At 36.1% G+C, this 17,808-nt stretch carries 17 protein-coding genes and 1 other annotated feature; of the genes, 3 read left to right on the forward strand and 14 right to left on the reverse strand.

The window, feature by feature from the left end:
• Window position 1 precedes the first annotated feature (1 nt).
• The 6 genes from bioC to MKX31_RS18565 all read right to left on the reverse strand — a co-directional run bounded on the left by bioC (window position 2) and on the right by MKX31_RS18565 (window position 5,262).
• Window positions 2-811 (reverse strand): malonyl-ACP O-methyltransferase BioC, encoded by an 810-nt coding sequence (gene bioC, locus MKX31_RS18540; protein ID WP_088047210.1) that lies wholly within the window; start codon window positions 809-811, stop codon window positions 2-4.
• Window positions 777-1,517, reverse strand: coding sequence for an alpha/beta fold hydrolase (locus MKX31_RS18545; RefSeq protein ID WP_088047209.1), 741 nt, complete (start codon window positions 1,515-1,517; stop codon window positions 777-779). Before MKX31_RS18545 ends, bioC begins: the two co-directional genes overlap by 35 nt.
• Window positions 1,514-2,701, reverse strand: coding sequence for an 8-amino-7-oxononanoate synthase (gene bioF, locus MKX31_RS18550; RefSeq protein ID WP_088047208.1), 1,188 nt, complete (start codon window positions 2,699-2,701; stop codon window positions 1,514-1,516). Before bioF ends, MKX31_RS18545 begins: the two co-directional genes overlap by 4 nt.
• Window positions 2,667-3,395: a dethiobiotin synthase gene (gene bioD, locus MKX31_RS18555; protein WP_088047207.1), complete on the reverse strand. Its 729-nt coding sequence runs from the start codon at window positions 3,393-3,395 to the stop codon at window positions 2,667-2,669. Before bioD ends, bioF begins: the two co-directional genes overlap by 35 nt.
• Complete coding sequence (gene bioA, locus MKX31_RS18560) at window positions 3,395-4,783, reverse strand: adenosylmethionine--8-amino-7-oxononanoate transaminase (RefSeq protein WP_088047206.1); 1,389 nt, start codon at window positions 4,781-4,783, stop codon at window positions 3,395-3,397. Before bioA ends, bioD begins: the two co-directional genes overlap by 1 nt.
• 122 nt (window positions 4,784-4,905) lie before the next feature.
• A complete protein-coding gene (locus MKX31_RS18565) occupies window positions 4,906-5,262 on the reverse strand; it encodes a hypothetical protein (RefSeq protein WP_064474865.1) in 357 nt (118 codons plus the stop codon).
• A gap of 142 nt (window positions 5,263-5,404) precedes the next feature.
• Window positions 5,405-5,625, forward strand: a binding site (T-box leader).
• A 277-nt stretch (window positions 5,626-5,902) separates the two neighbouring features.
• Here MKX31_RS18565 and nhaC point away from each other — a divergent pair.
• Window positions 5,903-7,276: a Na+/H+ antiporter NhaC gene (nhaC, locus tag MKX31_RS18570; protein WP_088047205.1), complete on the forward strand. Its 1,374-nt coding sequence runs from the start codon at window positions 5,903-5,905 to the stop codon at window positions 7,274-7,276.
• Window positions 7,277-7,326: 50 nt separating this feature from the next.
• On the opposite strand, the gene cpdB is transcribed toward nhaC, so the two are convergent.
• Window positions 7,327-9,678: a bifunctional 2',3'-cyclic-nucleotide 2'-phosphodiesterase/3'-nucleotidase gene (cpdB, locus tag MKX31_RS18575; protein ID WP_262762983.1), complete on the reverse strand. Its 2,352-nt coding sequence runs from the start codon at window positions 9,676-9,678 to the stop codon at window positions 7,327-7,329.
• Between the two features lie 362 nt (window positions 9,679-10,040).
• Here cpdB and MKX31_RS18580 point away from each other — a divergent pair, with 362 nt between their 5' ends.
• Window positions 10,041-10,820, forward strand: a complete 780-nt coding sequence (locus tag MKX31_RS18580) for a GDSL-type esterase/lipase family protein (RefSeq protein ID WP_262762982.1) — start codon at window positions 10,041-10,043, stop codon at window positions 10,818-10,820.
• A 72-nt stretch (window positions 10,821-10,892) separates the two neighbouring features.
• Window positions 10,893-11,339: a MarR family winged helix-turn-helix transcriptional regulator gene (locus MKX31_RS18585; protein WP_000445817.1), complete on the forward strand. Its 447-nt coding sequence runs from the start codon at window positions 10,893-10,895 to the stop codon at window positions 11,337-11,339.
• Window positions 11,340-11,363: 24 nt separating this feature from the next.
• Here MKX31_RS18585 and MKX31_RS18590 read toward each other — a convergent pair whose 3' ends face one another.
• The 7 genes from MKX31_RS18590 to argC all read right to left on the reverse strand — a co-directional run bounded on the left by MKX31_RS18590 (window position 11,364) and on the right by argC (window position 17,538).
• Window positions 11,364-11,570, reverse strand: a complete 207-nt coding sequence (locus tag MKX31_RS18590; RefSeq protein ID WP_060632192.1) for a hypothetical protein — start codon at window positions 11,568-11,570, stop codon at window positions 11,364-11,366.
• Between the two features lie 58 nt (window positions 11,571-11,628).
• A complete protein-coding gene (locus tag MKX31_RS18595; RefSeq protein ID WP_064475084.1) occupies window positions 11,629-12,189 on the reverse strand; it encodes a DUF2062 domain-containing protein in 561 nt (186 codons plus the stop codon).
• Between the two features lie 178 nt (window positions 12,190-12,367).
• Window positions 12,368-13,318 (reverse strand): ornithine carbamoyltransferase, encoded by a 951-nt coding sequence (gene argF / locus MKX31_RS18600; protein ID WP_064474861.1) that lies wholly within the window; start codon window positions 13,316-13,318, stop codon window positions 12,368-12,370.
• 12 nt (window positions 13,319-13,330) lie between these two features.
• Entirely contained in the window at window positions 13,331-14,491 is a 1,161-nt protein-coding gene (locus MKX31_RS18605) for an acetylornithine transaminase (protein ID WP_064474860.1), read from the reverse strand.
• On the reverse strand, window positions 14,488-15,255 hold the full coding sequence (gene argB, locus MKX31_RS18610; RefSeq protein WP_088047202.1) for an acetylglutamate kinase: 768 nt from the start codon (window positions 15,253-15,255) through the stop codon (window positions 14,488-14,490). The genes MKX31_RS18605 and argB overlap by 4 nt, the downstream gene beginning before the upstream one ends.
• Before the next feature lie 11 nt (window positions 15,256-15,266).
• Window positions 15,267-16,490: a bifunctional glutamate N-acetyltransferase/amino-acid acetyltransferase ArgJ gene (gene argJ, locus MKX31_RS18615; protein ID WP_340981393.1), complete on the reverse strand. Its 1,224-nt coding sequence runs from the start codon at window positions 16,488-16,490 to the stop codon at window positions 15,267-15,269.
• Between the two features lie 10 nt (window positions 16,491-16,500).
• The gene (gene argC, locus MKX31_RS18620; protein ID WP_088047200.1) at window positions 16,501-17,538 is read right to left on the reverse strand and encodes an N-acetyl-gamma-glutamyl-phosphate reductase; all 1,038 of its coding nucleotides are present in this window, start codon (window positions 17,536-17,538) and stop codon (window positions 16,501-16,503) included.
• Between the last annotated feature and the right edge of the window lie 270 nt (window positions 17,539-17,808).

The raw sequence follows: 17,808 nt of genomic DNA on the forward strand, positions 1-17,808 counted from the left end.
TTCATCTCTTCCCCTCTTTTGTTATATGCATAAATAAAGCATGATACGTCGCCATTATCCCTTCATTTTCCGTGAAGTCTCTTTCGTATATGCGAAGCATCGTACGAAAGAGTGAGGGACTTTGACAATATGATTCTTCATTACTATTGGTCGCTCCTACTTTTCGAATAGAGTGTAGAAACTCCCTAACTTCTGTAAATCTCTCTATGTAACATGTTTCAGAAACATGCACATCCCCTGTTTCTATTTCACACATATGGCGCAACTGATTTTTCGAATAAAAACGTTGCCCAATCGATGTTTCATTTTGTATATTTTTTTCTTCTTTCGCCCGCTGGAATGAAGCATGCAATTCTTGAAATGTTTCATGTCCAAACGTTGAAAAGAGTAATATCCCATCTATAGACAAATGATGAAATAAATTTCTTATCACTTGTTTTAAATCATTTAGCCATTGAAATGTAGCATTCGAAATAATGACATCATACGTTCCTTCTAGTCGTAATCTTTCGATATCCTCACAGTAAAACATTACATTTTTCACATTTTGTCTAGTTTTCGCAACCTCAATCATACTTTCAGCAAAATCAATGGCTGTAATATGTGCTTTCGGAAATAAGTTTGATAATTGCTCTGTAACATATCCTGTCCCGCATCCAAGTTCTAAAATACGTATCGATGCATTTGCACTATATCGCCGATTCAATGTAGAAAGTAATGAATGTGCCATCTTTTTTTGTACATTTGCATATTGATCGTAGGATACAGCTGCCACGTTAAACCGTTTTTGAAGTAACGTTTTGTTGATCATGTCGTATCCCCTCTACAAATTGAATTATCTCATTTCCGCAATATTCGAAATTCGTTACGCATAATGCGTGTCCAGCCTCACTTACTATCTTGAGCGTGGCAGTCTCATTCTCCGCCATACTACGCGCTGCAGACCATGGACAAATTACATCCTGCTCTCCGTGAATAAGTAGTATAGGGACTTTAATTTCTTTCAGTTCTTCTCTCATATCTGCTTCTATTAAATACTCCAAACCTAATTGCAAAGACTGAATAGAATCACCTTTAAAGCGTTTTATCATATCTTCAAACCTTTTATTCTCTTTCAGCTCATCTTTCGTGAACATATTTTCATAAAACCGCTTGAGCGTATCTTCTTTCTTTCTCGTTAAATTCTTTTTCAGCCGTTCTACATGCAGAGTATTCCATCCACTCTTATAATCGCTCGTATTTGTAAATTTGGCAGTACCACCAATTAGTACAATACCTTTTGCCTTAACCCTTTTATGAGCTTGAACTGCTGCTAACGCTCCTAGTGACCATCCAACTAAAATTACATTTTCATCTTTTGCTACATCAATTATTCGCCCCGCAAATTCACTTTGTTCTTTCACATTACGCCAATTGATACATTGAACAGAATATCCTTTAAAATACGGCAGAACTAAAGTCCAAACACCTTCTTCCATTCCCCACCCAGGAATAAAAATAATCTTTAGCTCTTTCATACGAAAAACCCCTCTTCTTTACCAATGCGTATAATATGCTGAATAGCCCATTTCAAATCAGCTATTGTATGTTGGGACGTAACCGCAAAACGGACCCGTGAACTATTAACTGGAACCGTTGGTGGACGAATTGCAATTGCTGCAATACCTACCTCTTGCAGCCTTCTACTAAACCGTAAAGCTGTTTCATTTGAACCGACTACAATCGGTACAATATGAGTTGAGCTATTCCCAATATCAAAACCAGCTTCTTGCAAATGTGTCCTAAAATAGGCTCCATTCTCTATAAGTCTCTCTCTTCTTTCATTATCATCTTTCACAATTTCAATTGCTTTTTGTACCGCCCCTAACGTTCCTGGTGGTAAAGCAGTAGTAAAAATAAAGCTTCTCATCATATTCTGTAAATACTCTATATACATTGCATCACCTGTCAAATACGCCCCATAACACCCTAAAGCCTTGCTAAACGTCCCCATATGTATATCAATGTTTTGAGCAATATTTTTTTCTATATGAGACAATCCTGCTCCATCAATTCCATATATCCCACTCGCATGTGCTTCATCAACTATCATAATTGCCCCGTATTTCTCTTTCATTTGCACTAAATCTCTTAAATATGCAGTATCACCATCCATACTAAAAACAGTATCTGTTACGATTAATTTCTTCTTTTTTGGCGGTGCTACTTGCAACAGCTTCTCTAAGTGATCTAAATCATTATGACGATACCTTTTATGCTCTGCTCCGCTTAATATAATTCCATCCACGATGCTTGCGTGATTTAATTTGTCACTAAACACAATATCGTGACGACAGGCTAACGAAGAAATCACTCCAATATTTGCGGTATATCCGCTATTTACAACTAAGGATTTTTCAGTGCCTTTCCAATCGCATATACTTCTCTCAACCTCTTCATACAGTGAATAATTTCCTACAACGAGCCTTGATGCCGTCGCCCCAGTTCCATATTTTCTTGTGCATGCAATAGCAGCTTCTTTTAACCTCTCATCTCCAGCTAACCCTAAATAATTATTTGACGCTAAATTTAGCATCCTTTTTTCATCTCGAATAAGCCATGTCTCTTCTGCTTGTTCTGTTACATGCAAATTGCGATACTGCCCTTGCTCATTTAATTGTTGCAATTTAGATTGAAGATGTGTGCGCCACGTTTGATTCATTTCGGATGAACTCCTCTAATTTTGAAATCATTATATACTCTTTTGCAGATTCCAAGACTTCTTCTTTTGTAAACGCCCCTTCAAAGAATGGTAATAACCCTAAAACCGGTACCCCACTTAGCTCTTCAATCATTTCTTTATTTTCTTGTACTCTTTCCATTTCACATTCTTTGCAGCCGGATAAAATTACACCTGCTACTGTTAAGCCCTGTGCCTTTGCATAAGCAATCGTTAAAACTGTATGATTTACTGTTCCTAATGTAGGGCGTGCGACTATAATAAGAGGAAGCTGTAATTCCTTTGCGAAATCAATTACTAAAGCGTCTTCTGTATATGGAACAGCCAGTCCACCTGCTCCTTCTACAAATAGGCTATTAAACTCTTTCAAGAGTTCATTATAATGATCCGTAATGTCTTTTAAATGTACTACTCTTCCAGCTCTTTTCATGGCAAGTCTCGGAGCAAGAGGCTCTTCAATAGAATAAGGGCAAATTTCATCTTCTTTTGCCGGTACACCTGATAATGCTTTTAACCTTGCTGCATCTCCCTCTGGATTTGATGCAACATGTCCACTTTGCAACGGTTTATATACCCCGATGTTATATCCCAATTCTCTAAATACACCTGCTAATGCACCGGCAACTACAGTTTTCCCTACTTCAGTATCCGTTGCTGTTACAAAAAAACCGTTCATTATTCTCCCTCCGTAACATCCGAGATTGCTTTATACAAAATATGTAACATATCATCAATCTCATCAATTGTAGAAGCAAGAGGAGGCATAAATACAATTGTATTGCCGAGTGGCCGCAAAATCATGCCCAGCTCTCTTGAGCGTTTACACACTTGAACACCGACTCTCTCTGTCCATTCAAACGCTTCTTTCGTTTCCTTATTCTTCACAAGTTCAATTCCAATCATTAACCCGCACTGACGAATATCCCCTACATGTTTATATGCAAAGAGCGATTCTAATTGCGTCGCCACATATTCTGTCTTACGTGCCACTTCTTCTATTAAATTTGTTTTCTCGTATATCTCTAGATTCGCAATGGCTACCGCACACCCTAACGGATTCCCTGTATAACTATGACCGTGGAAAAACGTTTTTTGTTCTTCATAGTCTCCTAAAAAGGCATTATAAATTTCATCTGTCGTTACGGTGATTGCAACTGGTAAATATCCACCTGTTAAACCTTTTCCGGCTGTTAAAATATCTGGCGTTACATTTTCATGTTCACATGCAAACATTTTCCCGGTACGCCCAAATCCAGTCGCTACCTCATCTGTAATAAATAAAACATTATATTTTGTACATAAAGTACGGAGCCCTCTTAAGTATCCTTTTGGCATTGTAATCATACCGCCAGCACCTTGCATTAAAGGCTCTACAATAATCGCCGCAATTTCTTCATGCTTTTCTTTGAGCAGCTCTTCCATTTCTTCTAAATGTTTTTTCACAATTTCCTCCTTATTATTTCCATAAGGAGAACGATATGTATATGGATACGGCATTTTAATTGCCTCAAATAAAAGTGAACTATACACTTGGTGAAACAAGTCTATCGCTCCTACTGAAACAGCTCCAATTGTATCACCGTGATATGCTTCTTTTAATGTAACAAATCTTTGTTTCTTCGGTTTTCCTTTATGCTGCCAATATTGAAAGGCCATCTTAATTGCAATTTCAACAGCGCTAGAACCGGAGTCTGAATAGAATACTTTCTTCAAACCTTCTGGCACAACTTCAATTATTTTTTCTGCTAATAAAATAGATGGAACGTTAGCAAGTCCTAGCATAGTAGAATGGGCAATTTTATTTAATTGCTCACGAATTGCTTCATCTAATTCTGGTACTTGATGTCCGTGAACATTTAACCAAATAGATGAAACACCATCCCAATATTCATTTCCATTTACATCGTATAGCTTTCTTCCCTCTCCACGTTCAATAATGACAGGATCTTCTTCTAAATAATCTTTCATTTGTGTAAACGGATGCCATACATAAGCTTTATTTTTCTCCGATAATTCTTCATATGTATAAGACGATTTTTCAGTCGTATTACTATTAACAGTCACAATTGTCACCCCTAATGTTAACTAATTTATAAATAAAGTTAACATTAAATTTAAATGACTGTCAATTATTTTTAAATCAAATAGTTCTTAAAAAAGAACAACTTATCATACGATAAGTTGTTCTACTTTCCGTGTTGTATCTTTCCGATTTCTAAAATAATCTCTTCATCTTTTTTTCCTTCTGTATCAATTCCAAGTTGTTTTGCATGTTCAATTAATAAATCATGGCGCTTCTCAAATCTTGCGGTATTTACTTCTTTCGTAACCTCTTCTTTTGTTTTCCCTTCAGTAGAAACTCCTAGTTTCTCAGCTGCTTTTTCCATCGACTTCTTCTCTTCATCTTCTTTCACTTTCTTCGCTTCTGACTGCTGTATTTGCTTTTGTTTCGCCTGCTCTGACTCAGCTGCAAAAGCTGTGTAAATTCCAGCACTTCCGCCAATGACTAGTAAGGTGGTAAAAAGAATTATTTTTTTCTTCACTCTTTCCCCCCCTTTCAAATTCATTATAACGTACAAATTTAGAACATTAAAAACATTTAACCTTTATTTCCCTAAAAAAATATTGAACATTTTTATTGACATATAAGATGAAAATGTGATAAAAATTTAACTAACATCATATGAATCGGCATTGATAGGATTTAGTAGTATTTCGATTTCTGATTTCAGAGAGCTGGTGGTCGGTGCGAACCAGTACAGAGCGAATTATGAATTACCCCCTGGAGCTTCTTTTGCGAAACGTAAGGAGTAGTGAAAGACGGTTATAGACCGTTATATCTAAAGAGTGGTGAAACGAAACTGTTTCACAATTTAGGGTGGTACCGCGAATTTTTCGTCCCTGCATATATTGCAGGGGCGTTTTTATTTTATTAGCGCATATCATACGACCCTTTATTTTGTGATACATTCATTTCACAAGCTAGGGTGGTACCGCGATTTCTTCGTCCCTGCATAATTATATGCAGGGACGTTTTTTTATCCAATCATTTCCGTATCATATTGAAGGATCAACAATTACCGGTAATTTGTCACAAAATTCTAAATTTTAGAAGGAAATATACAATATTGGCGAATTTTATATAAAAAAGAGCTATTTTAGATTACTTAGGAGGGAAAAACAATGGTTTCAAAAATTGAATCTGTTCTTTTAACATTATTTATCTTTTTCTGTATTGGCTTTAGTGTTATCCAATTAGAAGTTTCACCACACATCCCAATTTTATTTGGTATCGTTCTTTTATTAGCATTTGGATTTATGAAAAAAATCTCTTGGTCTACTATGGAAAAAGGGATGATCAGTAGTATTTCAGCTGGTATTCCATCTATTTTTATTTTCTTACTGGTAGGCGTATTAATTAGTGTTTGGATCGCTGCTGGAACAATTCCAACTTTAATGGTATACGGCTTCCAGATTGTATCTCCTAAAATTTTCGTTCCAACTGTTTTTGTAGTTTGTGCAATTGTTGGAACAAGTATAGGTAGCGCCTTTACAACTGCCGCAACTGTAGGACTTGCCTTTATGGGTATGGGTAGTGCTCTCGGATACGATCCGGCTCTAATCGCTGGTGCAATTATTTCTGGCGCATTCTTTGGAGATAAAATGTCTCCTTTATCTGATACAACAAACTTAGCTCCTGCTGTAACGGGTGTAGATTTATTTGAGCATATTCGTAACATGCTTTGGACAACAGTTCCAGCTTTCATTATTGCTTTTATCGCATTTTTCATTTTAGGAAGCGGTACGAGTGGAGACGTTGACTTCACAAAATTTATTAGCACATTAGAGAAAAATGCAACGATTTCTATCGTTACACTTATTCCAATTTTATTACTGTTCCTATTCGCATTTAAAAAAGTTCCAGCTGTTCCAACATTGCTTGCAGGAATTGTGGTAGGAATTATTATTCTCTTTATTTTTAAACCTAGCACTTCTTTAGCTGATTTAATGAAAATTATGCAAGACGGCTACGTTTCTAAAACTGGTATTAAAGATATTGATAGCTTACTATCTCGCGGTGGTCTACAAAGCATGATGATGTCGATTGCGCTTATTTTCCTAGCACTTTGTATGGGAGGATTATTACAAGGAATGGGTATTATCACGCAGCTCATGAATATCATCTCTAGCTTCGTAAAAAATAGCACACGCTTAATTATTTCTACTGCTTCAACTGCAATTGGTGTAAACTTCTTACTTGGTGAGCAGTACTTATCAATCGTTTTAACAGGACAAGCATTTGCTACTAAATACGATGAAGTTGGTTTAGAGCGTCGTAATTTATCACGCGTATTAGAAGATGCAGGTACAGTTATTAACCCGCTCGTACCATGGGGTGTAAGTGGCGTATTCTTAACAAACGTCCTTAGCGTTCCAACATTCGATTACCTTCCATACGCAATTTTCTGTTTAGCTTGCCCAGTCTTAACAATTATTGTTGGTTTCACTGGATTTGGTCTTTCATGGAAGAAAGAAAAAGCAGTACCAATTTCATAATATACTAAAAAGGATTACCTAAATCGGTAATCCTTTTTTATATTTCTCGACTATTTATTTGCTTTCTTTCTTCTAAATAACAGAAGTAATCCCGCTCCAACAAACGCCAAACCTGCTCCAATTGTAGAAGCAACACTTGTACCTGTTTTCGGTAAATCACGTTCTTCTTTATTTTCACTTACAGTTATTGTTTCTTTTGAGTTTTGATTATCCGTTGTAGTTTGTCCAGATCCTGCATTATTTCCATTATTACCTTCATTTGTTGGTGGTGTCGTTGGATTTTCTCCATTACTGCCTTCACCTGTTGGTGGTGTCGTTGGATTTCCTCCATTACTGCCTTCACCTGTTGGTGGTGTCGTTGGATTTCCTCCATTATTCCCTTCACCTGTTGGCGGTGTCGTTGGATTCTCTCCACCAGTTTCCTTATCATCATCGTTCTTCTTCGTTATATCAATTGCATATTTAGCAAATTCATTTTCAGATGGTCCAACATATGATATTTTCCCATCTTTCTTTATATACTTTTGTGCATTTGGTGAAGAATCGAATGTTGTGTGTAATTTATCTGCAACAATCGGTTTAAACGTCCAATTTTTATCTGCTGCTGGATCAATAACTGGTGTTTCTTGCATATACTTCACAATGATTTGACGTGTTTCATCTTGTGATTGGTATACAACTTCTCCTTTACTTACACCTGGGAACGTTTGGCTACTTCCGCGATAGTTATTTGTAGCGACGATGAACTCTTGATTGTCAGCTACTGGCTTACCTTCATATGTCATATTTATAATACGATTCGTATTTGCATTTACAACTTTTCCATCTTTATCGTATTTCGTTGGTTGTGTTACATCAATTTCGTATTTTAAGCCATCTAAAATATCGAAGTTATATGTAGGATAGCCTATATTTACTAACGGCTGTTCTTCTGTTTTCTTTGGATCAATTTGATTAAACTGACCTGCAGACATTTCAAGCCATTCTTTCACTTGTGCCCCATTTACTTTTACAGCATATAACGTATTTGGATATACATATAAATCTGCCACGTTTTTAATCGCTAACGTTCCAGCTGGAATATCCGTATAATATGTAGCACCGTTTCGGCCACCTGCTTTAAATGGTGCTCCTGCAGATAAAACTGGAATTCCTTTATATTTGCTGTACTGTCCATTTTCAGCAAATAACTTTTCTACATACCATTTCTGCGCATTTGTTACAAGTTGTACAGAAGGATCATCTTGTACTAATGAGAAATAACTATTAATTGGCGCTGTCGTTTTTCCTACAGCTGTATTCACATAATCAATTGTCGCTTGATGATCATCTTTAATTTCATTAACTAATTCTTGATCAGATTTTACTAATGGGTTCCCTTTACTATCAGCAATCGGACGAAGTTGCGGCTTCGATTGCTCTTTTTGTATTTCCCATTTTCCGTTTACCTTTTTCAATTGCATATCAATAATACCTAGGTTACTTCCAAAGACACCAGGCATTACAACTGGAACACCATTAAATACATCCTTCATTTCAGTATGTGAATGTCCCATTAATACTGCATCTACACCAGGAACCTCTGTTAAATAATACGACGCGTTTTCCATGCCAACGTTGTATCCACTCTTATCAACACCGGAATGCGCTAGTGCAACGATAACATCTGCACCTTCTGCTTTCATTTTTGGCACCATTTTCTTCGCTGTTTCAACTATATCTTTCGCTTTCACTTTTCCTTCTAAATTCGCTTTATCCCAGTTCATAACTTGAGGTGGAACAAATCCCATTACGCCAATTTTCACTTTTTGCTTTTGACCTGATTCATCTTCTACTTCTTTTTCAAAAACATGATATGGTTTAAAGTAGTTTTGGTCGTTCTCTTCATTATTATCTTTATCGTCCTTATAGACGTTCGAGTTAATAACCGGGAACTCTGTTTTACTAATTACTTTGTTTAAATAGTCTAAACCGTAGTTAAATTCATGATTCCCAAGAGAGATGACGTCATACTTCATTAAATTCATTACACGATATAATGGATGTGTATAACTAGGATCCACAGGCTTCTTCGGATCATTTATTTTATTCGCTACATAATCTCCAAGCGGTGTCCCTTGTAATGCATCCCCATCATCAAATAGGACAGAGTTCTTCGCTTCTTCACGTGCTTTATTAACAAGTGTTGCCGTTTGCACGAGACCTACTTTATTATCTGTTTTCGTTTGATAATAATCGTAATTCATTAAGTTAACGTGAATATCTGATGTTTCTAGAATTCGTAAGTTAACCGTACTCTCCCCATTGTTCTCATCCGCATGAGCTGTTGTTGGCAACACTTGTGGTGCTATTACACCAATAGCAAGAGTTGCTCCAGCTAGCATTTTTTTTGACTTTTTCACAAAAAATCCCCCTTATACAATTACCCAAAATAATGAAATAAACCTCTATTTGCCTCTAACCACATACCTTTTTTCTTCTATTAGAGACAAGATTTTCATTTCATCCTGCGCTAATGAGGAGTCCCCTTAAACGCCCGATTAGTGAAACTTTACTTAGTTGGAAATAAAGCACTACTCATTAAAATTTCACCTTATCTGACATTATCATATATAATGTACTTTCATATCGTCAATATTTTTTGACATACTTCTACAAATTTTCTGTAAAGTTATTGTAAACTTTTCATAAACATATAATATGCCCTTACATTGTTAATACTGCTGAATATGATACAATTACCAATTACAAGGAGGATGAATATATGAAAAAAGTCATCTTAACAATTGTTTGTCTCCTCCTTCTAATCATTTCTTATTCTTATTTTGAAAAGAACGATGAGACAAAACAAAATGAACCCGAAGAAAACACAGAAAAAACATCTACTCCAAGTTGGATTGATAAGCAAACAAACGATTCCTTTTATCATCTCGTACTAGGTGATTCGCTCGCCAAAGGATATGGATCGACACAAGGGGGATTTGCTGAATTAGCTTCTAGACAATTAGAAGCACAAATTCATAAACCAATTACGGTAGAAAACCTTGGAATAAACGGTCTTACAACAGATCGTCTCGCTAAAAAAGTGCAATCAGAAGATGTAAAGCAAAAAATTAGAGCAGCAAATATCATTACAATTAATATTGGAGGAAATAATTTATTCCGTTTAAATCGTGATGTCGGTGTTATAGATGGTATTAAAATGTTAAATAAAGAAAAAGCTCATTTTGAAGCGGATATAAAAAATATTGTAAAGACAGTTCGAGATCAAAATCCGGATGCTTTACTCATTCTTTCTGAACTCTATAACCCGTTACAACTCGATGACTCCATCGCCAGTTATGCAGATATGTTTTTAGATGGCTGGAATGAATCCGTTTATTCCATTTCAAAAGCAAATCAACCATCTATCGTTTTACCAATTCGTAAATTAATATCGAATGATAAAAAAGAATTACTCTTTGACCAAGTACACCCAAATGATAAAGGCTATACGATTATTGCCGATTCATTTACAAAAAAAGTGTTAGCCTACAAATATTAAAGTTTCCATGAAACAATTCTATTTTTATAACATGTCTTTTTTGTTACAATGAGAGTGGAAGGGGGCCTTTATATGGAATCACGCGAGTGGGAACGTATTGTTGATCATCTTCTTTCGCTAGTGCCTCTTTTTTATCGCAAATTTATGCTTCCTGGAGAATTTTCTTCTCAAAGACATATGCCGCCATCACATACACAAGTATTACTGCTTCTGCATGAAAATGGCACATTAGCAGTTTCCGAAATCGGCAAGCGGCTAGCGATTTCACGGCCTAACATGACACCTCTATTAAACAAACTGATTCAAGAAGAACTAATAGAGCGTCATTATAGCGAAAAAGATCGACGGGTCATTTTAATTTCCCTAACAGCTGAAGGGAAATTGTTAGTAAATCAGTATCAACAATTCATTTTAGACAAATTAAAAGAAAATTTCCAAACATTATCTGAGGAAGAGCGTGAGAAGCTCATCCATTCTCTTCAAACCATTCAAAATTTAATTTTGAAAACAAACGCATAAAGCTGCTTCTAAATAGAAGCAGCTTTATGATTCGTAATAATTACCATAGTATACATTTGAATACGGCCATGTCGTTAAATATGGTTTTTGATCTTGCGTAGGCTGTTGTGATGGTATTTGTGGCAATTGCTGTAATTGTTGTTGTCGATATAATTCGTATTGTCTATTCATATCATAAACCGGATGATAATTTACATATGGATATACTTGCGGTACGTAATAATAATACATTCATTCTCTCCCCCTTTTTCTTAAACATATTCAAAGGAGAAAATGAATGTGACACTCTTTATATTTGCATGAGTGGTTCTCTCACTCGTTTCTTTCTATTCTTCAAACGTAACTTACGGTTCTTTTCATATAAATAATGCACAACGAAATATGAAATTCCCCCAAGCACCACTCCTAAAATCGTCATTCCAATTAATACATACACTTCACTCTGCACTAACCCCTTTAATATCGTAAAAATATGACTCGAAAACAAGTCAGATATCGTAAATGGTTCATGATGTATTTTTTGTACATGAAATGGATATATCATTTTTCCTAACGCATAAGCAAATGGAAATAAAAATATCGGTAGAAACGATATTTTCCCAATAATATTGCCAATAACCGCAGCAGGAAAAGATCCCCTTGCTAATCGAACGATCGGATAAAATATTACATATACGAGCGATGCCGTATAAATGACTAACATTTCTAAACCAAATCCTATAGCAAAACCTAACGATACTTTCTTCGCGCCTTCTGGCGATCGAAGCAACTTATAATATTGAAACTTTAATATTCTCCACATCCGCTGAAAAAACGAATATGTTTTCTTAGTTGTTTTCAAATTCATCATCTCTTTAACTATATTTTTTCTATCTAGTATGTCCTTACATGATATGAAAAACAAATTTAGTTTACTCTTTTTATTATAAATGATATAGAGATAGTTAACCAAATATACATACGACATTTCAATCTAAAAAGCACACCTCCAATTGTTATTCGTGCTTAACAATTGGGGTGCACATCATTTAGGAAAGCTCTTCTACATTTTTAAATAAACTTACTAATAATGCTTTTTGCGCATGCAATCGATTACCAGCTTGCTCAAAGACAATAGACTGTGGTCCATCTATAATTTCTCCTGTTACTTCTTCTTCACGATGGGCAGGTAAACAGTGTAAGAAACGATATGTTTGCTTCGCATGCTTAACAAGTTTGTTATTGATTTGATATGGTTGAAATAAAGTATATTTCTCTTCTTCTCCCTCTTGCCCCATGCTCATCCAAACGTCAGTATAAATGAAATCTGCTTTACTCACTGCTAATTCAGCGTTATGCAAAATTTCAATTTCAGCTCCTGTTTCCTTGGCAATCGCTAACGCTTTTTTTACAATCTCTTCATTCGGTTCATACCCTACAGGCGTTGCAACAGTCATATGCATTCCGACTTTTGCACTCGCTAACAACAATGAATGACATACGTTATTTCCGTCACCTACATAAGCCAATTTTATTCCTTTAAATGTATTTGTTTCTTCATATATTGTCATTAAATCTGCCAACGCTTGACAAGGATGATGATCATCCGTTAAACCGTTAATAACAGGAATACTCGATTCTTTTGCAAGCTCTTCTACATCCGCATGTGAGAATGTACGTATCATGATCCCGTCAATATAATGAGATAATACTTTCGCAGTATCTGAAACGGTTTCTCCTCTTCCGATTTGCATCTCTTTCCCACTTAAAAACATGCCATGTCCCCCAAGCTGTACCATTCCTGCTTCAAAAGATACGCGAGTACGAGTTGAATGTTTATCAAAGATAAGCCCTAATATTTTGCCTTGTAATAAAGGCTCCTGCTTATTCTTTTTTAAATATATAGCGAACTCAATTAAAGAAATGATTTCTTCTTGCGTCAGTTCTTCTAATGTTAAAAGATCTTTCGTATTTAATTTTGGTACTTGTACAGTTGACATGAAACTTCCCCCTTATATGATTGATACGTTTTTTGTACAAACTACTTTTTTTATCATATATACTGCCTGTTCTAACTCTTCATTCGTTACAATAAGTGGTGGTAATAGTCTTATCACATTAGATCCTGCTTGTAATACGAGAAGTCCCTCTTTTTCTAGTTGTTCTATAAAACTTGCAACTTCATGCGTACATTCAATTCCAATCATAAGCCCCTTACCACGTATATTTTGAATACATTCAACATGTCGTAATTCCTCTCGCAACTTCTGTAATACGTACTCGCCCTTTTCCTTTACCTCTTTTAAAAATGATGGATTCTTACTTACTTGCAATACTTCTTTCGCTGCAGCCATTGCAATATAATTTCCACCAAACGTTGAACCGTGTGATCCTGCAGTAAACGATGTTCCAAGTTCTTTCCTGCCAATCATCGCTCCAACCGGAATGCCATTTCCAAGCGCCTTAGCGGTAGTAACGATATGAGGATGTATTCCCATTTGTTCATAAGCAAATAATGTCCCTGTTCTTCCAATTCCTGTTTGTACTTCGTCAATAATAAATAAGGAACCGAATTTATTGCATAATGTTTCAATTGCTTTCAAAAAAGATAGATTAGCAGGTATGACTCCTCCCTCTCCTTGAACAACTTCTACCATTACCGCCGCGACTTCTTCATTCATTACTTCCTCTAACGCCTTCACGTCGTTAAAAGGGGTATGTAAAAAAGACGGAAGGAGCGGACCAAACCCTTCTTTCACTTTATTTTGACCCGTCGCACTCATCGTTGCGAATGTTCTACCGTGAAAAGACTGCTGGCATGTTACGACGAGAGATTTTCCAGTATGCTTACGAGCTAGCTTCAACGCAGCTTCATTCGCCTCTGCCCCGCTATTACAGAAAAAAACAGAATCTAATGCTATATTTTCTGTTAATAATGACGCGACTTCTTCTTGTAAGCTGTTTATAAACAGGTTAGATATATGCCATAAATCATTAAGTTGCTCTTGGACAGCTTTCATAACAGTAGGGTGACAATGTCCTAAATTACATACGCCAATTCCTGATGTGAAATCTAAATATTGCTTACCATTTTTATCAATAACTTTCGTTCCACTTCCCTTTACAAGCTCAATATTTCTTCTCCCATACGTTTGAAAAAGATGACTTGTCATACGATACTTACTCCTTTCGTTACCGTCGTTCCGATACACTCTCCCGTAACTTCAGTAAAATCTTTTGTACCGTTCACAATACTTATCTTCTGCACTCCCATTTTTAATGACGCTAGTGCCGCCTGTACCTTCGGAATCATCCCGCCTGTAATAACTCCTTTTTCTATTAAAGTAACAATTTCAATTTCATCCGTTTTCTTTACTAACTTTCCTTCATGTAATATTCCATCTACATCCGTAATAAAGATGAGTTCTTTTGCGGATAAAGCGGCTGCAATTCCAGCTGCAGCTGTATCCGCATTTATGTTATAAATCTCATTATCATTTATCCCGATTGGAGCAATAACAGGAATATAATTCAAAGTTATCAATCCTTTTAGTAAGGCTGTTTCGACATAACTTACTTCTCCCACATATCCTATTTCTTCGCTGACAGGTTGAACTTGAAGTAAATTGCCGTCACACCCTGAACAACCTACCGCAAGTAAATTATGCCTTTGCAACTTCATTACAAATCTTTTATTCGTACTTCCACATAGCACCATTTGAACAATATCCATAACTTCCTTTGGTGTTACTCGTAACCCATCTCTTTTTTCTACTTTGATGTTACAATCTTTTAATTGCGCATCAATTTCTGGGCCGCCACCATGGACAATCACTACTTTATACTTCTGTTGCAATTTCTTTATACAATCAAAAAACACATCATTTAATTGATCCAACATACTACCGCCGCATTTCACTACAATATAATCGCTCATCTTCCCTCTCCTTATGTACGATAACAAGCGTTTATTTTCACATATTCATAACTTAAGTCACAGCCCCAAGCTGATCCGGTCTCTTCTCCTAAATGTAAATACACATCAATCACAATTTCATGTTCTTTTAATTTCTTTTTCATTTCCTCTTCAGAAAACATTTGAGGCTCACTATTTTTTAACACAGCGATAGATTGTAGAGTAATATCAATTGTATCCGGATGAATCGCTACTTCACTTTGTCCCATACTGCTAATAATTCGCCCCCAATTTGGGTCTTCACCATGTATTGCTGTTTTCACAAGACTCGAACCGACTATTTGCTTTGCAATTTTCTTTGCCTCTTCATTCGTTCGAGCTCCTAGCACATTTACTTCTATTAACTTCGTAGCACCTTCACCATCTTGTGCAATTTTTTTCGCTAAATCTTCACATACCTTCTGTAAAGCAAATACGAAAGTTTCCCAATCTGCATGTTCCATATTGATTGGTTTCGTTTCTGATAATCCACTTGTCATAACGATGACCATATCATTCGTAGAAGTATCTCCATCCACCGTAATTTGATTAAATGTATGATTCGTTATTTGTGATAATGCTGTTTGCAATACGTCATGCTCTATATGAGCATCTGTCGTAATAAAACTTAGCATCGTTGCCATATTTGGGTGAATCATCCCTGAACCTTTCGCAACACCAGCAATCGTCACTTTCTTCCCATCAATCATCATCTCATAGCACGTTTCTTTCGTTATAAGATCCGTCGTTAAAATCGCTTCAGAAAAAGAATGAGCTTCACTTACTTCCTTCGTCGGGATAAGATTTGCAACTCCCTTTCGGATTATATCCATCGGTAAAGGAACACCAATTACACCTGTTGAAGCTACTGCAACGTAATTTTCTTTCACTCCAAAATGTTCGGCCCCTAATGCACGTATCTCGTAAGCATCTTGTAAGCCTTTCATTCCTGTACAAGCATTTGCATTTCCACTATTGACGACAATCGCTTGTAATTTCCCCTCAGCTGCTATACTGTCTTTCGTTACTTGCAGCGGGGCTGCTTGTATTTGATTCGTTGTATAAACAGCGGCGCATGATGCTGGCACTTCACAAATGATTACACCTAAATCCTTTTTTTCTTTTTTTAAACCATTTGCAGTACCGATTGCCGAAAAGCCTTTTGGCGTTACAATTGAACCATTTTCTAATTTTGTTATAGACTCTACTTTAATCATCCTGTCCCCCTTATAGATAAAGCGGCATATGTTGTAAACCTGTTGTTTCTTCTAGTCCCGCTACTATGTTTGCATTTTGAATCGCTTGCCCAGCCGCACCTTTCATCATATTGTCTATAACAGAAACGACTGTCACTCTTCCTGTTCTTTCATCGTAAGCTATCCCCATATCACAATAATTTGAGCCCCTCACTTCTTTCGGACTTGGAAACTCTCCTTGCATGCGAATTCGAATAAAAGCCGATTGTTCATATGTTTCTTCATATAATTTTTGAAGTTGTTCTATTTCCATTTCTCGTTTTACTTTCGCATAAAGTGTAACCATAATCCCCCGTGATATCGGTATTAAATGTGTACTAAACGTGATTGGCTTCGTTTCCCTATTCCACTCTGCAAGCATTTGCTCAATCTCAGGAATGTGTTGATGCTCATTTACTTTATAAATGTGCAAGTTATCGTATAACTCAGGAAAGTGAGTCATTGTTGTTGGCGTTTTGCCCGCTCCAGATACTCCTGATTTTGCATCAATAATAATGGAATCTTCTTCAATCATGCCACTACGTACTAACGGCAATATCGCTAATAATGCGGCTGTAGCAAAACATCCTGGGTTTGCAATTAAATTTGCATTTTGAATCTCGGACCTTTTCCATTCACTTAACCCATATACAGCTTCCTTAAGAACTTTTTCTTTTGCAGCTACCCTTTTATACCACTGTTCATATGTCGAAGAATCTTTCATACGAAAGTCTCCAGATAGGTCAATTATTTTTAAACCTACTGCTAATAATTTTGGAGTTAACTCTGCCGACACTCCTGCTGGGGTTGCTAGAAATACAATTTCTGCTTTCTTCTTTATTTCCTCCGCATCAATTTCTTGTAACGTATGGACAAGAACATTTTGAAAATGCGGATATACATTTGTTATACACTCGCCAACTTGCGAAAAAGAATGGAGAGAGGCTATCGAAAAATATGGATGTTGCTCTATTAAACGAATTAACTCAATACCTCCATACCCAGTTGCTCCAATAATTGCGACTTTCATATGCTCCTCCTCATATCGATGCTTTAAATTAAGTATGATTATAATATTGTATATTTATAGAGTCAATTAAATATTTATAAATTTTATAAACTTAAAAAACTTAATTTTACTAGAAAAATAATATACACAACCGAATTTTTATGCACAAATAGCGTATAGTAGTTTTTTTATTTCACTTCAAGTACAATAAAGTGAAACTATAATCAGTGGGTTTTTGTTCATCCCCACTGATTATTAGCCCACACCAATCGGGCGTTTAGGGGCAGTCGA

The organism is Bacillus sp. FSL M8-0063 (genome assembly GCF_038005545.1).
Classification (GTDB): Bacteria; Bacillota; Bacilli; order Bacillales; family Bacillaceae_G; genus Bacillus_A; species Bacillus_A wiedmannii.

Bases quoted from the DNA above. Each gene is read 5' to 3' on its own strand.
- argF (WP_064474861.1), bottom strand. From the start codon at position 13,318: ATGTCAACTGTACAAGTACCAAAATTAAATACGAAAGATCTTTTAACA.
- MKX31_RS18595 (WP_064475084.1), bottom strand. From the start codon at position 12,189: ATGATGAATTTGAAAACAACTAAGAAAACATATTCGTTTTTTCAGCGG.
- MKX31_RS18590 (WP_060632192.1), bottom strand. From the start codon at position 11,570: ATGTATTATTATTACGTACCGCAAGTATATCCATATGTAAATTATCAT.
- MKX31_RS18605 (WP_064474860.1), bottom strand. From the start codon at position 14,491: ATGACAAGTCATCTTTTTCAAACGTATGGGAGAAGAAATATTGAGCTT.
- bioC (WP_088047210.1), bottom strand. From the start codon at position 811: ATGATCAACAAAACGTTACTTCAAAAACGGTTTAACGTGGCAGCTGTA.
- nhaC (WP_088047205.1), top strand. From the start codon at position 5,903: ATGGTTTCAAAAATTGAATCTGTTCTTTTAACATTATTTATCTTTTTC.
- bioF (WP_088047208.1), bottom strand. From the start codon at position 2,701: ATGAATCAAACGTGGCGCACACATCTTCAATCTAAATTGCAACAATTA.
- bioD (WP_088047207.1), bottom strand. From the start codon at position 3,395: ATGAACGGTTTTTTTGTAACAGCAACGGATACTGAAGTAGGGAAAACT.
- argB (WP_088047202.1), bottom strand. From the start codon at position 15,255: ATGAGCGATTATATTGTAGTGAAATGCGGCGGTAGTATGTTGGATCAA.
- argJ (WP_340981393.1), bottom strand. From the start codon at position 16,490: ATGATTAAAGTAGAGTCTATAACAAAATTAGAAAATGGTTCAATTGTA.
- argC (WP_088047200.1), bottom strand. From the start codon at position 17,538: ATGAAAGTCGCAATTATTGGAGCAACTGGGTATGGAGGTATTGAGTTA.
- MKX31_RS18545 (WP_088047209.1), bottom strand. From the start codon at position 1,517: ATGAAAGAGCTAAAGATTATTTTTATTCCTGGGTGGGGAATGGAAGAA.
- MKX31_RS18585 (WP_000445817.1), top strand. From the start codon at position 10,893: ATGGAATCACGCGAGTGGGAACGTATTGTTGATCATCTTCTTTCGCTA.
- MKX31_RS18580 (WP_262762982.1), top strand. From the start codon at position 10,041: ATGAAAAAAGTCATCTTAACAATTGTTTGTCTCCTCCTTCTAATCATT.